This is a genomic window from Microbacterium oleivorans, assembly GCF_023715745.1.
Taxonomy (GTDB): domain Bacteria; phylum Actinomycetota; class Actinomycetes; order Actinomycetales; family Microbacteriaceae; genus Microbacterium; species Microbacterium oleivorans_D.
Genome location: NZ_JAMBOV010000001.1, coordinates 542,871 through 558,191 on the forward strand (window position 1 = coordinate 542,871; position 15,321 = coordinate 558,191).

A 15,321-nucleotide genomic window follows, 5' to 3' on the forward strand; every position below is an offset into this window, starting at 1 on the left:
CTCACTCCTCGATGTAGAGGATGTCGCTCGTGCCGCGCTCGCCGCCGTTGGAGGGCTGGTTCACGACCTCGCCGTCGAAGAACATCGTCGACGACCCGCCGCCGTCGAGGTTGTAGGCGGTAACGGCGCCGAGGTCGATCATGATCTGGGCGAGCTCGGTGAGGGTCGCGCCGCGGCTGTAGCCCTCGCTGCGGCCGTCGACGACGACGAAGACGAGGTGGTCGTCGTCGATCACGCCGACGGCGGTGCGGGGCTGCTCGCCCTGGATCGAATGGTTGCCGACGTTGGTGTCGACTTCGACGCTGTCGATTCCGGCCACGGCAGCTCCGTCCTCGACGAGTGCGGGGCCGAAGCTGAGGGTGTTCCAGACCCCGTCGGCGAGCAGCTGGTCGGCGCTCGTGGCCGTCTCGTCGTAGACCTGCACCGTTCCGTCGGTGTAGAAGGCCAAGCCGGTGCGCGCGGGGGAGTCCCGGTAGACGACGCCGTTGCGGATCACGATGCCGGTGTCGCGGAAGCCGTAGTAATCCCCGTTGATCGCGAACACGGCGTCGTTGTCCTCGGCGATGCCGCTCGTGGTCTCGGTGATGTTCTCGCCGAACTGATCCTTCGCGAACGCGGAGCGCAGCCGGGTGGCGTCCGAAAGGACCACATCGGCGACGTAGTACGTGAGGGTGTCGTCGCCCGAACCGGTGACGACCTGAGACACGGTGATGCTTGTCTCGCCGTCGGAGTAGGTGTCTCCGTCGACGGCACCCGCCGCATCCGTTGCCGATGTCGTCGGCTCGACGGCGGAGTTCTCGGCCTCGTACGCCGAGACGTCGGCGATCTCGACGTGCTCGATGAGGAAGCGATCGGCGGCCCACGCCGTCGCCCCTCCGACGGCGAGGGCGACGGTGAGGCCGCCGGCGATGAGGGCGGTGCGGAGGCGGCGGCGCGGTCTGACGGTGTGAGGCATGCCTCCAGGAGTACGGACGCAATGTCGGGCCGACGTTGACCGATGCTGAGAGCGGGATTAACGATGCCGTCCGGGATGCCGACTACCACACGCCATCCGCATACGCAGGCCCCTGTCGGGCACGGCGGCCGGCTGCGAGCGTCGGAGCATGGCGACCACCGATGAGACTTCGACGCCCACACCGCAGACCCGTGCAGAGCGCGCCGCGGACCCGACGCTCGGTGTCGTGTCGCGCGCCGCGTGGCGCGACGACTCCGCCTCGCTGCTGACCCGCGGCTACCGTTTCGGCGAGCACATCTGGCGCCGCGTTCCGGGTGGCGCGCGGTCCGCGCCGATGCGCCTGCTCTTCTCGGACGCGCTCCTCGTCCGCGGCGCGGAGGGGGTCGCGGCGTTCTACGACGATCAGCGCGTCGCGCGCCACGGGGCCATGCCGCCGTTCATCCAGGAGACCCTCTTCGGGCACGAGTCCGTCCACAGCCTCGACGGCGAGGACCACCGGCACCGGAAAGCCACCTTCGTCTCGGCGCTCTACGAGGACGAGCAGGTCGCCCGGCTGCGACCGCATCTCGAGCGGGAGTGGCGGCACGAGGTCGACGAGTGGATCGCCGGCGGAACGCGGTCGGCGTACGACGCCGCCGTCGGAGCCCTGGGCCGCGCGATCATGCGGTGGGCAGGGCTCCCCGGCACCGGCGAGGCGAAGACGCGGTGGGCGCGGCGGCAGGCGCAGATCGTCGACGGGTTCGGCGTGCCCTACTCGCCCGAGTACGTGCTGTCCGCGCTGAATCGGCGCTGGTCTGACCGTCACGCCGAGCGGCTGATCCGCGCTGTCCGCGCGGGGCGGCTCGATGCTCACCCGGACACCGCGCTGGCAGCCTGGGCGTGGCACCGCGACCGGGACGGCCGACTGCTCAGCGCGCGTCTCGCGGGGGTCGAACTGCAGAACAGCTTCCGTCCGATGATCGCCGTCGCCCGCTTCAGCGCCTTCGCCGCGAAGCGGCTGCAGGAGCACCCGGAGTGGCGGGAGCGCATCGCCGCGGAGGTCAGCGAGCGAGCATCGCTCGTCGACGGTCCGCTCGCCACCGCGTTCGCCCAGGAGATCCGCCGCCTGTCGCCCTTCGTCCCGATGCTGCCGGCGTTCGCCACGCAGGACATCGAGGTCGACGGTCGCACGGTGCGCGCGGGCGGTCGCATCGTGCTCGACATCCTCGGCACCGACACGGACGAGCGATCCTGGGAACGTCCCGACGTGTTCGACCCGGAGCGCTTCGTCGGCGTCGACGACTACGAGGCGATCGCCGCCTTCATCCCGCACGGGGGCGCGGACGTCGCGACGGGTCATCGCTGTCCGGGCGAGAAGCTCGCGATCGCGGGACTCGCGGCATCCATCAGCGCCCTCAGCGACCCCCGCCTCACCGTCCTCCCCGCGGGGCTCGAGGTGAACGAGCGACGGATGCCGACGAAGCCCCGCTCGGGCGGGCGCGTGCGGGCCGCGGGGTCGTCCGACGGAGCGCGCTGCCCGTTCCACCGCTGAGGTCCGATGCCACGATCGCCCAGGCCACGCAACCCCCTCTGAACTGCGAGGTCGCGGCAGCAGGGTGACCTCCGACCAGGAGGCACACCATGGCAGAACAGAACACCCGCCAGACGACACGCACGGACGCCCCCGACCCCGAGGCATCCCGCAAACCCGACTCCGTGACCGACGTGAAGAAGCGGTCGTGGAAGTACGTGCTGGGCAAGACGATCCGTGAGTTCAGCGCGGACCAATGCACGGATGCCGCGGCAGGCCTCACGTACTACGGGGTGCTCGCGCTCTTCCCGGCGCTCATCGCGATCTTCTCGCTGCTCGGCGTCGTGGGCCAGGGGCAGGCGACCGCCGACGCCGTCCTCGGAATCGTGCGCGACGTCGCCCCCTCCGACACGGCCAGCGCGCTGGAGGGGCCGATCCAGCAGGTCGCATCGTCCCCCGGAGCGGGCGTCGCCCTCGTCGTCGGCATCCTCGTGGCCCTCTGGTCGGCGTCCGGGTACGTGGGGGCCTTCTCACGGGCGATGAACCGGATCTACGAGATCGAGGAGGGGCGTCCGTTCTGGAAGCTGCGCCCGATGCAGCTGCTCGTGACGCTCGTCGCGGTCGTCTCGCTCGCGCTGGTCGCGCTGGGCCTCGTCCTCTCGGGCGACGTGGCCCGATCGCTCGGCGAGGCCATCGGTCTCGGTGACGGCGTCCTGCTCGCCTGGAACATCGCGAAGTGGCCGGTGATGCTGTTCATCGTCGTGCTCCTGGTCGCGATCCTGTACTACGCGACACCCAACGCGAAGCAGCCGAAGTTCCGCTGGATCAGCATCGGCGCGCTGATCGCGATCGTCGTGATGATCCTCGCCACCGCGGGTTTCGCGTTCTACGTCGCCAACTTCTCGAACTACGACCGGACGTACGGCTCGCTGGCGGGTGTCATCGTGTTCCTGCTCTGGCTGTGGATCGCCAACAACGTGCTCCTGTTCGGCGCGGAGTTCGACGCCGAACTCGAGCGCGGCCGCCAGTTGCAGGGCGGCATCGCCGCCGAGGAGGACATCCAGCTGCCGGCCCGCGACACGCGGAAGTCCGACAAGCAGGCCGCCAAGGAGCAGAAGGACATCGAAGAAGGCCGACGCATCCGCCTCGCCCATGGCGAGGACGAGAACCGATGACGGATGTCGACACCCCCACCCGTCTGAAGCGGGGGGTCACCGGGCCCCTGCTGTTCGCCTTCATCCTCGGGGACGTCCTCGGCGCGGGGATCTACGCGCTGATGGGCGTCCTCGCGGCGGAGGTGGGCGGGATGCTGTGGGCCCCGCTCCTGGTGGCGCTGCTGCTCGCGCTGCTCACGGCCGGCTCGTACGCGGAGCTCGTCACGAAATATCCCCGCGCGGGCGGTGCGGCGGTCTTCGCCGAGCGGGCGTTCCGCAGTCCCCTCGTGTCGTTCCTCGTCGGCTTCTGCATGCTCGCCGCCGGCGTGGTCAGTGCCGCGGGGCTCGCAATCGCCTTCGCCGGTGACTACTTCTCGACCTTCATCGACCTGCCGGCACCGCTCGTCGCCGTCGTCTTCCTGGCCGTCGTCGGGGCGCTCAACGCCCGCGGCATCCGGGAATCGATGGGCGCGAACCTCGTCATGACACTCGTCGAACTCAGCGGTCTCGTGATCGTGATCGTCGTGGTCGCCATCCTCGTCGCGGGCGGGGGCGGAGATCCCGGGCGCGTGTTCGAGTTGCCGACGGATGCTGCGCTGCCCACGGCCGTGCTCGGCGGAGCCATCGTCGCCTACTACTCGTTCGTGGGTTTCGAGACCTCGGCGAACGTCATCGAAGAGGTGCGGGACCCGCGGAGGTCCTACCCGCGCGCGCTGTTCGCGTCCCTCGTCACCGCGGGCGTCGTCTACGTCCTGGTCGGCCTCGCCAGCGCGATCGCGCTCCCACCCGGCGACCTCGTCGACTCGAGCGGTCCGCTGCTCGACGTCGTCGCCGCCGCCGGGGTCGGCGTGCCGCCGTGGCTGTTCAGCCTGATCGCGCTCGTCGCCGTTGCGAACGGAGCTCTGCTCACGATGATCATGGCCAGCCGACTCGCCTACGGGATGTCCGAACAGGGTCTTCTGCCCGGGGTTCTCGGGCGGGTCCTCCCGAAACGGCGCACGCCCTGGGTGGCCATCCTCGCCACGACCCTCGTCGCGATGCTGCTGACCCTGATCGGAGACCTGAGCCTGCTCGCCGAGACGGTCGTGCTCCTGCTGCTGTTCGTCTTCCTCAGCGCCAACGTCTCGGTACTGGTGCTACGCCGCGACCGCGTGGAGCACGACCACTTCCGCGTCTGGACCGCGGTCCCGATCCTCGGTGTCGCGTCGTGCGTCCTCCTGCTGACGCAGCAGTCCGGCACGGTGTGGCTCTTCGGCGCGATCCTGCTGGCGGTGGGGACGCTGCTGTTCGCTGTGACGCGATGGTTCCGGTCACGGGCGGGAAGGGCGCGGAAGAGTTCGACCCGCTGAACGCCGGCTCAGCGGCCGGTGGGCGGCAGCTTCGCGACGCCGTGACGGTTCGGCTCGTCCGGTTCGGCGGCCGTCGCGGGCGAGGCCGCGGAGCCGCCGTGCGGGGAGTCCGTTCCCGGGTAGGAGGGCTCCTCGATCTCGATCGCGCGGTCGCGGTCCTCCTTCTTCGGCAGGTGGTCGAGTGGCTGTCGGATGTCGTCGGATTCGCTCATGCCCCTCACGCTCCGCCGACGACGACGGTCGCGGCAGGGGCTTGCGAGCGGCGGGCGGGTGTGGTGCCCGCCTCGCGTAACGTGAAGCGGTGACCGTCGGCATCCATCTGTCCCCGCTCGCCGAGATCCCGGCGACGACCCTCTACCGGATCCTCTGGCTGCGCGTGAGCGTGTTCGTCGTCGAGCAGCAGGCGGCGTACCCCGAGCTCGACGGCCGCGACGTCGAGCCGGGCGCCCTCATCGGATGGGCGGAGGAGGACGGTGAGATCCTCGGGACCCTGCGGCTGCTCGACGAGCGGGAACGGTGGCGGATCGGCCGCGTCGTCACGAGCTCCGCGGCCCGAGGGAGGGGCGTCGGCGCAGACCTCATGCGGCGCGCCATCGAGCATGCAGCGGGTCTCGACCCGGCGCGCCCGTTCGTCCTCGACGCGCAGGAGCACCTCGCGGACTGGTACGGGCGCTTCGGCTTCGTCACCTCGGGCCCGTCCTACATCGAGGACCGGATCCCGCACGTTCCGATGACCCGCGCCGCCGACGGCGCAGTGTAAGAGACGGATGCCGGGGGCGCGACCCCCATCGATCCGAGACCCCCGGGGAGCACCATCGAGCAATGCTCGAGCTGCACTACTCCGACGGTTACATCGTCACGACGGGCGCCATCGCGGACGCGGTGATGCGCTACGCGAAGACCCTCGCCGAGCAGAAGGCCTCCGATCTCGTCACCTTCCCCATCTCGACCCCCGAGGGCCCCGCTGTCTCGTCGATGCTCATCGGGCCCGCGAGTCAGCTCTACACGACGCCCCACGACGGCCCAGCCGCGCCGATCGAGGACGAGGCATCCGTCATGGATCTCCTCAGTCGCAACGACCGTCTGGTGCACCCGCCCGAGACCATCGGGGAGTACCCGTACGAAGAGGACGACCCCTGGTACGAGGAGTCCTTCTGAGACGCGCACGCTGGCGGGAGCGCAGCCGCATCGTCCGGGCATGGCGCCTCTGGCGGACGAGGCGGCCGGTCACCTTCCGCGAGAAGGTCCGCTACAAGATGCTCCGGGACCACCGGCCCCTGGTCGTCACATTCGCCGACAAGGCGGCGGTGCGCGCATACGTCGCCGAGCGCGTCGGTGCCCACCACCTTCCCGCAGCGACGGTCCTGGAGAGCGCGGACGACCTGCTGTCGCTCGAGCTGCCCGACGCGTTCGTGCTGAAGCCGACGCACGGCAGCGGGGCGGCGATCATCGTCTCACCCTCGGCACCGGTGGACGCGCGGCTGCCCGAGGACGGCGGCTGGGTCTATCGTCACGTCCGGCCCGAGCACGCCGCGCGCGAGCACCTCCTGCGCATCGCGAAGGACTGGCTCGCCCAGCTGTACGGGCAGGGCCCCAACCGCGAATGGGTCTACGGGCGGGTACCGCGACGGATCATCGTCGAGGAGATGCTGGGCGGTGAGGCGGACCGCATCCCTGACGACATCAAGCTCTTCGCCTTCCACGGGCGGGTGGAGTACATCCAGGTCGACGCCGGGCGCTTCGCCGGTCGCACGCAAGACTTCTTCGACCGGGGCTGGACCCATCTGCCGCTCAGCGGCGGACCGCCGTGGGCAGACCCGACACCGCCGCGGCCGACGGCTCTCGCCGAGATGATCCGCGTCGCGGAGGCGCTCGCCGAGGGCACCGACTTCGTCCGCGTCGACCTGTACGACGTCGAGGGTCGCATCGTGTTCGGCGAGCTGACGAGCTTCCCCGCCGGCGGTGACAGTCCGTTCCACCCCGAGTCGTTCAACACCGATCTCGGTCGCCACTGGACCGTGCCCAGGCGGTACCGGTGACCGAGCGCTGGCTGGTCGCCGCGACCGAGTATGCCGGGGTGTCGTCCTACACCGGCGGGATAGGCCGTCATTACGCCGCCCTGTTGCCGGCGCTCGCGGCCCAGGGGATCGAGATCGATCTCGTGGTCTTCTCGGACGCTCCCGTCGAGGCTCGGGTGGCGCCCGGCATCCGCCGGCTGGTCATCGTCCCGACCGAAGGGATGCCGCCCGCTGCCGCCCTGGTCCACCGCGCCCGAACGGTGCGCCGGATCTTCCGCGCGGGGACATACGACAGTGCGTTCCTGCCGGAGTGGATGGGACTGGGGGCGTTCCTTCCGCCGGATGCCCCGCTGGTGACGAACCTCGCGACGGGCGTCCGTCTCGCGCACGAGATCTCGGGATTGCGGCTCGCGGACCTGCCTGCACCGAGCCGGCCGGCGGTCGTGCTCCAGGCCCTCCTCGAGGCACGGCAGGTGCGGCGTTCTGAGGGGATCGTGGCCATCTCGCACGCGATGGCCGCCCGTGCCGCGCAGATCTGGAACGGGATGCCGCCGATCGAGGTGGTCCGCAACTGCGTCGACGTCGCCGCGGTCCGCCGCGCGGCGGCCGGCAGCAGGCCGCCGGCGAACTGGCCCGGGGCCGGCGGGCCGACCGTCCTGTTCCTGGGGCGCACCGAACGGCGGAAGGGCGTGCTCGAGGGCGTCGACGCGTTCGGGCGCGTCGCGCTGCGGCATCCCACCGCGCGACTGGTGCTCGCGGGTGCCGGAGGTGACGACCGGTTCGAGCCGTCGCGGTCGGCCCTGCTCGATCGCGTGCCCGCGGCTGCACGCGACCGGGTGACCTTCCTCGGCCACGTCGCGGGGGACGAGCTGTTCGGCGCGATCGCGGCTGCCGACGTGGTGATGTGTCCGTCGCGATGGGAGGGCTTCGGCAACGTCGCCGTCGAGGTCAAGGCGGCCGGGACACCGCTCATCGTGACCGGTGGCAGCGGGTTCGACGACTTCTGCACCGACGGGGACGACTGCCTGGTCGTCCCTCCCGCCGACCCCGACGCGCTGGCCGTCGCCCTGTCCCACGTGATCGCGGACCCGCACGCCGCCCACAGGCGAGCGGGGCGAGCCCAGGCAGCCGTCGACCGGTTCGCTCCCGCGCCGGTCGCCGACGACCTCCGCGCGGCGGTGGACCGACTCCTGTCCCGCGCGGTCGTCGCGGCGTGATCGAGTCGACTCGCGCCCAAGGCTGGAACGCACCGCGCGCGTCGTCCGTGACGGGGATGAGTACACCGTCCGCATCCCGGACGACCTCCGGGAGCATCTGGGGCGGCACGGACTGGACGGTCCGGATGCCCGCCGGCACACGTCGACTCATCTTCCGCGTGCTCCGACTCCACCCCGACGCGGACGTCTGGCTGCATCCGCGAGCACGCACGCGGCTCGCCGAGAAGACCGAGCAGGGAGTCCTCGCCGTGACCGCGCAGCCGGCGGATCAGCGGCGTCGATTCACCTGACGACCCCGTCGGCCGAGACCGTCGCGCGCCGCCAGCCGTCGGCGTCCTTCCTCACCGCGCCGCCCTGCTCGAAGGCGGTCAGCCAGCCGGTCATGGGCCACTCGCCCCAGCGGTCCGCGAACAATGCTCCGTTGCGCAGGATGTCGTCGAGGTGCTGCCAGGGCGGCGAACTCGTCGGATGGTACTGGTGGTACGCGTGGGCGCCCCCGGTCCACACCAGCGGAACAGCGCGGGCCCGCATGCGGAAGGCGAAGTCGGTGTCCTCGCCGCCGTATCCCTCGTAGGCCTCGTCGAACCCGCCGATCCGGCGCCACGTCTCGGGGGTCAGGGCGAAGGAGAGCGACCAGAACAGGGCGTATTCGTCGGCGGCGGCGGTGCGCTCCGCATCGTCGGGGGGCATCGGCCGCGCCGCATGCGGCGAGGTGAGCGCGACCAGGTCCGCCGGGTCGGATGCCGACACCCCCTCGGCCAGATAGGTCACCGGTCCGCACAGCACCGCCTCGGGGTGCCGCTCGGCGGCCGCGCGGTAGCGCCGGATGAGCTCGGGGCCGGGCACGCAGTCGGCATCGAGGAAGATCAGCAGGTCGGCTCCGGCCGCAGCGGCCGCACCCGCGTTGCGAGCGGCGGCCAAGCGCAGACCGGCCGGCCCGGGCGGGACGCGCAGCACGGTGTCGGCGTCCAGCGCAGGGGGATGGTCGTCGCCGATCCAGACCACGATGCGCTGCAGATCGGGCACCCCGCCGAGGGCCCGCAGCTGCGCGTGCAGGTGCGTCACACGAGGGGTCGAGCAGAGGCTCACGACCGCGAGGGTCATCGCCGTCCCCGCATCGTGTCGACGATCGCCGTGGCGGCTCGACTAGGTGCCCCGGCGACCTCCCAGCGCTCCCACTCGGGCCGGGCCGACGCGGCCCGGTCGATGAGTTCCGGCCACTGCGCCGCCGTCGGCCACTCCTCCCGCACCTGCGCGAGACCGGCGCGGTGCAGGGCGCGACCCGTCTCGCGCTGCTCGTCGAACGGTCGGTCCTGAGGCACCACGACCGCGGGCGCCTCCGTTGCGGCGAGGTCCGCGATCGCGTTCTGACCCGCCCACGAGACCACCACCCCGGCGGACACCAGCGCCGACCACGGGTCGTCCGCCCAGGCGCCGCCGCCGAGGACCCGCCAGGGGCGTCCGGTCGCCTTCTCGGCATCCCGGATCGCCGCCGGCCCCACGACCGCATCTCCGCCGCCCCCGAGCAGGACGACCTCGTCGGAGCGTGCGCGCGTGGCGCTGCGACCCGCGAACCGGCTGATCCCGCCGGTGTGCACGACCTTCTCACCCAGCGCTTCGAGGTGCGGCGGCGAGAGGATGCCGCGGGCCCACGGCGCGAGCACGGTGTCGGCGGCGGCGAACCCCAGCATGTGGGGCCCGTCGACGCGGTGCCCCGGCTGCGTCACGACCACGGTGCGCAGCCCCAGCAGCCGCGCGAGCAGAGTGATCTCGACGGAGGTGTCCACGACCATCCCGTCCCAGCGGCCGTCCACGGCCGCTGCAGCGATGACCGACACCCGCGAGCGATGACCCGAGTGACCGATGGGAGCCCAGTGCAGCATTCCCGCCACCGTCGGATCGATCGGCGACCCGCCGTCGTCGTCACGGTCGAGCACCGTCCATGTCCAGCCGGACGGCAGGCCGGAGGGCGCGGCGAGCGTGCTGAGGCAGTCGACCTCTGCGTCGAGATGAGGCGCGATCGCGAGCAGCCGGGTGAGGTGTCCTCGCCCGTGGTGATGCACGTACCAGCCGAGCCGGGGGCGCCTGTCCGTCACGCTGCGGTCTCCCTGGCCATCATTGCCGCGAAGATCGTCTCGAGCGCGTCGATGCGCGCGTCGAGCGAGAAGCGGCGCCTCGCCGTCTCGCGCACGACCTCGCGGAAGGCGGCATCCCTTCCGCTCGGCAGCATCGCGCCCGCACGCTCCGTCATGGCCGCTACGTCACCGGCGGCTACGAGCTGCATGCCCATCGTCGCAGCGGCGACCTCGGGCACGCCGCCGACCGCGAAGCCCACCACCGGCGTGCCGCACATGAGGGCTTCGGGCCCCACGAGCCCGAACGGCTCGGCCCACGCCGGGGTCGCCAACGCGAGCCCGCTGCGACCCACGAGCTCGGCCAGGGGGCCGGGCGAAAGCTCGCCCACGTAGTCGATCCCCCCGCCGACGAGGGGGAGGAGGACGTCGCGGGCGTACTCCTCGTCGCCGATCCGCCCCGCGATGATCAGGCGACGGCCGAGCCGGCGGGCGACGTCCACGGCGACATGCGGGGCCTTCTCGGGCACGATCCGCCCGAACCACACCAGGTCGTCGCCGCCCGGGCCGAGCGGCCACGACGACGGGTCGACGCCGTTCGGCAGCAGCTGCGACGGCACACCGGCGGCATCCCATTGGGCCTTCGTGTGCGCGCTCACCGCGAGGAACTTCGACCCGGCTCCTCCGGCGGACACGTGCGCCGCCACGGCGCCCGCATCGACCGGAGTGTGCAGGGTCGTGACCATGGGGACGCCGAGGGAGTCGGCTCGACGCAACGGGAGCGGGTCGAGGCAGTGGTTGGAGATCACGTCGTAGCGCTCCGGGTGCCGCGCGAGCTCCGAGAGCGCACGGTCGAGCGCCGGTGCGCTCTCGAGGTGGTAGCTCGCCGGCCACGTCTTGTCGGTCGGCGCCGCGCCGTCCGGCCACACGACGGGCGGCAGTCGGAACACGTGGGCGTCGGGGAGGAAGTCGGAACCCTCGGGAGCGATGAACGTCACCTCGTGACCGCGACGACGGAGCGCGTCGACCTCGGCCCATACGGCCGATTCCAGACCGCCTGCGTGCGGCCGCGAGATCGGGAAGCGCAGCGGAGCGATGACGACGATGCGGAGCGGACGGGCGCTCACGCCGTGCGACTCTCGAGCAGGTGCAGGTAGAGGTCGGCGTGACGCTGGGCGATGGCGGCGTCGGTGACCGTGCGTGACGCGCGGCGCTCGTCGACCAGGGCGTCGCGCGCGGGGCTCGCCGGGCGGGACGACGGCGCGACCCACAGATCCGACAGGACCGCGGCGAGCTCCCCCGCGTCGCCCGGTGCGAACGACCCCACGGTGCCGTCGGCGTGCTGCTCGGCGAGGAAGCCGACCCGCGGTGCCGCGACGGGGACCCCGAGATCCCAGCAGAGTTCGAGCCATCCCGAGTGCGTGCCGTGCCGATAGGGCAGCACGCACGCGTCGAGACGTGCCAGCGCGGCGAACAGGTCGGCGTCGGCGAGTCGCTCGTGCTCGACGAGGTCGAGGACAGCGGATGCCGCGCACAGCGCGCGGACCTCGGCTGCGGCATCCGCGTCACGGACCCGATGATGCAGCCGCACCTCGCCGCGCACATCATGGCCGGCGTCGCGAAGCGCACGGAGTGCCGCGTCCAGCGTCCGGACGCTTCCCGGGCCGTCCACGCTCGGGCGCAGGTCCTTGAGGTGCAAGCCGACGATGCGGCCCGCACCGACAGCCGGCTCGATCGCAGCGTCCCGGGGCAGGACCGACGGGTGGGGGATCACGGTCGCATGACGTCCCCAGCGTTCCCGGACGGCGCGCGCCGCGCCCACCGTCAGGGTCGTGACGACGTCGGCGCCGGTGACGACCTCATCGAGCTGGGCGAGGTAGGCGGTGCTGTCGCCCAGCTGGGGGTGCTCGAGGTCGTGCAGCGTGTAGACGACCGGCCAGCCGACCGCGTGCGCGGCCGCCACGCAGGCGGTGAGGTGCCCCGCCGGGAACGACTCCGTGCCGAAGTGGATGTGCAGCAGCGACGCCTCGTCGGCGTGGGCCCGGATCCAGTCAGGGTCGAGGGCGGCGGGCGGCCACCACACGGCCGGGTCGCCCCCCGGCGCCACGGGATCCGGGAGGACCGTGACTCGCGGATCCGACGTCGTCTGACGGACGTAGGGGTGGCTTGCAGGGATCGACACGATCGTGATCGATCCTGTCGACTCCGCACCCGGTGGGGCGACGGTGCGCGTGCTCGTAGCCACAGATCTCCTTTCGACGACGTCGCGCCGACTGAGAAGTGGGTGCGCCTGAACGCCCCGACCGTAGACGCTCAAGCCCCCCCGACGTAGGGGGCTTGACCTCGCCCTCGTCGGCGGATAACCATGCCGGGTGACCTCCGCGCCTCCCCTCCTGCTCGTCCTCGGTCCCGCCGGGCACGGTGTCACGCGCTACGGCGAGGACGTGGCATCCGCCGTGCGCCTCGTCGACCCCTCGACCCGGGTGGTGCACGTGGCGGACGTCCCCGCGGGCGAGCGCGCGCTCGCCGAGGCCGGACCGGGAGCGCGGGTGCACCTACACGCCACCGACCGTCTCTTCGGCAGCGGGCCCGAGGATGCCGCCGAGGTCGTCGAACGGTGGGCCCGCACGGTGCGGCTGACCCTCACGCTCCACGACGTGCCGCAACCTTCCGACGGCACGATGTTCGCGCGCCGCCGCGCCGCCTACACCCGCATGGTCGCCGCCGTCGAACGGGTCACCGTCAACAGCGTCCACGAGCAGCTGCTCATGGACGAGTTCCTGCCGGACGCGGCCCGCGCCCACGCCATCGCGTTGGGGGCGCGCACCGGCATCCGTCCGGTCGATCCGGGTGTCGGCCGGCCGTCCGATCTGCGAGTGCTCATCGCCGGGTTCGTGTACCCCGGGAAAGGGCATCGACCCGCCGTGGCCGCCGCGGCCCGGGCGGCGCACGCGCTCCGGGCAGAGGGCGAGGTCGTCGCGGGCGTCGCCGTTCGCGCGATCGGTGCGCCGTCCCGGGGTCACGAGGCCGACGTCGTCAGGCTCCGGGAGGAGGCGGCCGAGCTCGGCGTCGCCTTCGAGGTGACGGGGTTCCTCGACGACGCCGAGTTCGCGGCGGAACTGGTGGCCCCCGGCATCCCCCTGGCTGCGCACGAGCACGTGTCCGCCTCGCGGTCGATGCTCGACTGGGTGGAGGCGGGGCGCCGACCGCTCGTCGTCGACTCCCGCTACGCCGCCGAGATGGATGACCTCCGCCCCGGCACCCTCGCCCGCTACGACGGCGCCGAACTCGCGGCGCGCCTCGCAGCCGCGTGGCGCGACCCTTCCTCGACCCGGCTCGCCCCTGGGGCATCACTGGCGCCCACCCTGGACGACGTCGCGGCCTCCTATCTGGCCTGGTGGGCGGCCTGATGCCGGAGGGCATCGCCCTCCCCGGCAACCGCTGGGACCTGCTCGACGGCCGGACCCCGGGCGATCCCCCTCGCGTCTCGGTCGTCGTCGCGCACTACGAGCAGCCCGCGCAGCTCGCGCGCTGCCTCGCCGCCCTCGCCGGGCAGGACCATCCGGCCGACCGGCTCGAGGTGATCGTCGCCGACGACGGATCCGCCGAGGCGCCGCGCGTCCCCAGCGGGGTGCGATTGCTGCGACAGGCGGATGAGGGCTTCCGGCTGGCGGCCGTGCGGAACCTCGGCGCGGCGCACGCGACGGGCGAGGTGCTGGTGTTCCTCGACGCCGACACCGTCCCCGAACCCGGGTTCATCCGGGAGCTGAGTCGGATGCCGGGTCTCGCGCCCGACGTGGTGGCGGTCGGTCGGCGGCGGCACGCCGATCTGTCCGACGCCCCCGCGGTCGCGGACGTCCGAGAGGTGGTCGGGGGACGGGAGCTTCCCGAGCCCGGCTGGCTCGCCGACGCCTACCGTCGCTCGCGTGACCTGCTCGACGCGGACGATCGAAGCTACCGGCACGTCATCGGCGCCGTCCTCGCCTGCTCGCGGATCATGTTCGACGCCGCCGGTGGCTTCGACGAGACGTTCCGTTCCTACGGCGGTGAGGACTGGGAGTGGACCTACCGGGCCTGGCTCCAGGGCGCCGTGCTCGCCCACGCGGCATCCGCTGTGGCGTGGCATGACGGCCCGGACGCGGGAGCACGGGACGGCGTCGGGCTCGCACACCGCAACGCCGAGGCCATGCTGCTGTCGGGGCTCATCCCCGTGCCCGGCTCTCGGCCGCATGGCCTGCCGACGCCGCGGGTCGACGTGGCCGTGACCGGACCGCGGGACGCCTCCGACGCGGCTCGGTTCGTGAGCGTCGACTCCGTCGCGGCGGCGGTGCCCGGCGCTGTCGTCGTCGACGACGCCGACCTCGCGGCGGCGGCCGGTGCCCTCGACCGGGTGCGCCTGCACATCGAGATCGTGCGGCCGGTGCGCGCCGGTGCCGGGCTCGCGGCCCTGGTGGAGAGCGTCGCCCGTGAGGGCGTGGGGGTCACGACCGTCACAGCGGATGACGGGCGGCCGCTGCTGCGCATCCGGTCGATGCGCGCCGCGGCGCGCGAGGCCCGGTGGCACCGTGACGACCTGTTCCCCCGCGCGGTCGAGCGCAACGAGGGGGTCGGAGAACTCTCGAGCGAGCCGGACGTCTCGGCGTATCTCGGCGGCTGGGGCTGAGCTCTCAGGGGATTCGTCGGCCCGGGCGTGTTGTGCTGGCAGCGCTTGTCTGGTTTCATGGCGTCGGGGACACCGGTCGTGCACGCCTGGGGAGGCGAGCGCAACGGCGACGAGTGGGATCGTCGACGGCACCGGTCTACCGCACACATCGCCTGCTCCGCGTGTGTGCGTCAGGGGGAAGAGCATGGGGACAACGGGGACAGCCGGCGTACGCCGAGCCGGTCCGAGGTGCGTCCACGCGCCCGGAGACCGACCGGCCGCACCCATCCGATCCGCGGGCCGCTCCGAACCATCCCTGCGCCACTCCCGTCGCGCGTCGACAGGGGGATGCGCGCACGCGTGCGCAGACGGTACCCGAATCACCGTCGGAGCACGACACCGGT

Annotated in this window: 16 protein-coding genes; 10 read left to right on the forward strand and 6 right to left on the reverse strand. The window is 72.3% G+C overall.

Translation table 11 applies throughout. The features are described from left to right. Position 1: 1 nt before the first annotated feature. Positions 2-955: a phosphodiester glycosidase family protein gene (locus M3190_RS02555; protein ID WP_251578000.1), complete on the reverse strand. Its 954-nt coding sequence runs from the start codon at positions 953-955 to the stop codon at positions 2-4. Positions 956-1,103: 148 nt separating this feature from the next. On the opposite strand from M3190_RS02555, the gene M3190_RS02560 reads away from it, so the two are divergent. From M3190_RS02560 to M3190_RS02570, 3 genes are all read left to right on the forward strand, one after another. After that, positions 1,104-2,486 carry a cytochrome P450 gene (locus tag M3190_RS02560; protein ID WP_251578002.1) on the forward strand — a complete coding sequence of 461 codons (1,383 nt, stop codon included), beginning with the start codon at positions 1,104-1,106 and terminating at the stop codon, positions 2,484-2,486. An 89-nt stretch (positions 2,487-2,575) separates the two neighbouring features. Continuing rightward, a complete protein-coding gene (locus tag M3190_RS02565; RefSeq protein ID WP_251578004.1) occupies positions 2,576-3,640 on the forward strand; it encodes a YihY/virulence factor BrkB family protein in 1,065 nt (354 codons plus the stop codon). Further along, positions 3,637-4,968, forward strand: a complete 1,332-nt coding sequence (locus tag M3190_RS02570) for an APC family permease (RefSeq protein WP_251578006.1) — start codon at positions 3,637-3,639, stop codon at positions 4,966-4,968. The genes M3190_RS02565 and M3190_RS02570 overlap by 4 nt, the downstream gene beginning before the upstream one ends. A gap of 8 nt (positions 4,969-4,976) precedes the next feature. Here the strand turns inward: M3190_RS02570 and M3190_RS02575 are convergent, their stop codons facing one another. Beyond that, positions 4,977-5,180 (reverse strand): hypothetical protein, encoded by a 204-nt coding sequence (locus M3190_RS02575; protein ID WP_251578008.1) that lies wholly within the window; start codon positions 5,178-5,180, stop codon positions 4,977-4,979. Between the two features lie 89 nt (positions 5,181-5,269). Here M3190_RS02575 and M3190_RS02580 point away from each other — a divergent pair, with 89 nt between their 5' ends. The 5 genes from M3190_RS02580 to M3190_RS02600 all read left to right on the forward strand — a co-directional run bounded on the left by M3190_RS02580 (position 5,270) and on the right by M3190_RS02600 (position 8,493). Beyond that, complete coding sequence (locus tag M3190_RS02580) at positions 5,270-5,728, forward strand: GNAT family N-acetyltransferase (RefSeq protein WP_251578010.1); 459 nt, start codon at positions 5,270-5,272, stop codon at positions 5,726-5,728. A 62-nt stretch (positions 5,729-5,790) separates the two neighbouring features. Continuing rightward, positions 5,791-6,126, forward strand: a complete 336-nt coding sequence (locus M3190_RS02585) for a hypothetical protein (protein ID WP_251578012.1) — start codon at positions 5,791-5,793, stop codon at positions 6,124-6,126. Positions 6,127-6,155: 29 nt separating this feature from the next. Further along, positions 6,156-7,007 carry an ATP-grasp fold amidoligase family protein gene (locus tag M3190_RS02590; protein ID WP_308222236.1) on the forward strand — a complete coding sequence of 284 codons (852 nt, stop codon included), beginning with the start codon at positions 6,156-6,158 and terminating at the stop codon, positions 7,005-7,007. Continuing rightward, entirely contained in the window at positions 7,004-8,203 is a 1,200-nt protein-coding gene (locus tag M3190_RS02595) for a glycosyltransferase family 4 protein (protein ID WP_251578015.1), read from the forward strand. The genes M3190_RS02590 and M3190_RS02595 overlap by 4 nt, the downstream gene beginning before the upstream one ends. A 56-nt stretch (positions 8,204-8,259) precedes the next feature. Further along, entirely contained in the window at positions 8,260-8,493 is a 234-nt protein-coding gene (locus M3190_RS02600) for a hypothetical protein (protein ID WP_251578017.1), read from the forward strand. Here M3190_RS02600 and M3190_RS02605 read toward each other — a convergent pair. From M3190_RS02605 to M3190_RS02620, 4 genes are read right to left on the reverse strand one after another with little or no spacing between them, the layout of a single operon-like run. Then, positions 8,486-9,307: a glycosyltransferase family 2 protein gene (locus tag M3190_RS02605; protein WP_251578019.1), complete on the reverse strand. Its 822-nt coding sequence runs from the start codon at positions 9,305-9,307 to the stop codon at positions 8,486-8,488. The genes M3190_RS02600 and M3190_RS02605 overlap by 8 nt on opposite strands. Continuing rightward, complete coding sequence (locus M3190_RS02610) at positions 9,304-10,299, reverse strand: glycosyltransferase (RefSeq protein ID WP_251578021.1); 996 nt, start codon at positions 10,297-10,299, stop codon at positions 9,304-9,306. Before M3190_RS02610 ends, M3190_RS02605 begins: the two co-directional genes overlap by 4 nt. Beyond that, positions 10,296-11,402: a glycosyltransferase gene (locus M3190_RS02615; protein ID WP_251578023.1), complete on the reverse strand. Its 1,107-nt coding sequence runs from the start codon at positions 11,400-11,402 to the stop codon at positions 10,296-10,298. The genes M3190_RS02610 and M3190_RS02615 overlap by 4 nt, the downstream gene beginning before the upstream one ends. Next, positions 11,399-12,520 carry a glycosyltransferase gene (locus tag M3190_RS02620; protein WP_251578025.1) on the reverse strand — a complete coding sequence of 374 codons (1,122 nt, stop codon included), beginning with the start codon at positions 12,518-12,520 and terminating at the stop codon, positions 11,399-11,401. The genes M3190_RS02615 and M3190_RS02620 overlap by 4 nt, the downstream gene beginning before the upstream one ends. Before the next feature lie 127 nt (positions 12,521-12,647). Between M3190_RS02620 and M3190_RS02625 the strand changes: the two genes are divergently transcribed. Next, positions 12,648-13,685, forward strand: a complete 1,038-nt coding sequence (locus M3190_RS02625; protein WP_251578027.1) for a hypothetical protein — start codon at positions 12,648-12,650, stop codon at positions 13,683-13,685. Further along, on the forward strand, positions 13,685-14,938 hold the full coding sequence (locus M3190_RS02630) for a glycosyltransferase (protein ID WP_251578028.1): 1,254 nt from the start codon (positions 13,685-13,687) through the stop codon (positions 14,936-14,938). Before M3190_RS02625 ends, M3190_RS02630 begins: the two co-directional genes overlap by 1 nt. The last annotated feature ends 383 nt before the right edge of the window (positions 14,939-15,321 follow it).